Raw genomic sequence first — 1,133 nt, forward strand, 5'->3', positions numbered from 1 at the left:
TTAAGTGATGCAGGGAGCTATGATGTGACAGTAGTAACACGCAAGGCTCCGCTACATCTTTCAGTGCAAACCTAAGCGTATTATCTATAAGTGTACCGGTAAGCATAACCCAGCAGCCCTATTCACAAGAGATCAACGCGGGTGAAAGTGTAGACTTAACAGTTCGCACTAGCGGAGACGGCCCATTCTCATATCAGTGGCTATTCAATGGCGAAGAGTTAGTTGGCGCTAATTCGCAGGACTTGAGCATCAGCAATGCGGGTATCGAAGATACCGGCTTATATTCTGTAGTCGTCAGTAATGCCAGCAGTGAAGCTTACTCACAAGAAGCCTTGGTCTCGGTTAACTCTCTACCTTCTTCACTCGAGCTAAGCTGGTCTGCGCCAAGCACACGTGAAGACGGCAGCGCACTGGAAAGTAGTGAAATTTCAGCATATGTTATCGAATATGCTTATAACAACACCGAGCTAAACCAAAGCATTCGTATTAACAGCACAGGTAGTGAGACCTACAACTACATAATCAGCGATGTGCAATCAGGAACAATGTACCTGCGTATTGCAACAGTCGATAGCAATGAGATTCAAAGCCAATTCTCTGAAACGATTTCTATCGACATCCCTTAAAGCACTTGTTAACGCTATTCAGCCACAGAGGTGAATAGCGTATCTCCTCTCCTTAGCTAGAAGTGTTGGCATACGCGACTCTTAGTTATTACCAAACTTCCTAGGCCTGTTAAAACGCCAGAAGTCCATTTCCTCTTCCCTTTGAATCGTAACAGCTTCATGCTCAAAGTATTTTTGCCTAAGCTCGGCAAGAGACTCATCAAGCTGTTCTGCATCAAGGCTCGCCACCAATTCAGCTCGCTCAGCCATATAGGCGTAACCAGTTTGCCATCTCGCCTCACGTTCTTGGTCCTTTGCAGCAAGTGTTTCAATTTGCTCTTCTGAATAACCTAACTGGCGCCGAATATTATCTATCTCTATCTGTCGCTCTTCAGCAGGCATTTCAGACAAACCCTTTTGAACAGAGCTAAGGTTAAAAAAGGCTCGAGAGATTACCCCTTCACTAAGGGCTGCGTCCTGGACACTTCCAGCTAAATTTTCATCAATTGCACTACGAAGTTGAAATAG

Annotated in this window: 2 protein-coding genes; one reads left to right on the forward strand and one right to left on the reverse strand. The window is 45.1% G+C overall.

Annotated elements, in window-relative coordinates:
- Positions 1-104: 104 nt before the first annotated feature.
- A complete protein-coding gene (locus tag A3763_RS23815) occupies positions 105-626 on the forward strand; it encodes an Ig and FN3 domain-containing protein (protein WP_255376640.1) in 522 nt (173 codons plus the stop codon).
- Between the two features lie 81 nt (positions 627-707).
- On the opposite strand, the gene A3763_RS29150 is transcribed toward A3763_RS23815, so the two are convergent.
- On the reverse strand, positions 708-1,133 hold a 426-nt coding region (locus tag A3763_RS29150; protein ID WP_197483081.1), incomplete at its 5' end, for a hypothetical protein.

The sequence above is a fragment of the Oleiphilus sp. HI0128 genome (assembly GCF_001635365.1).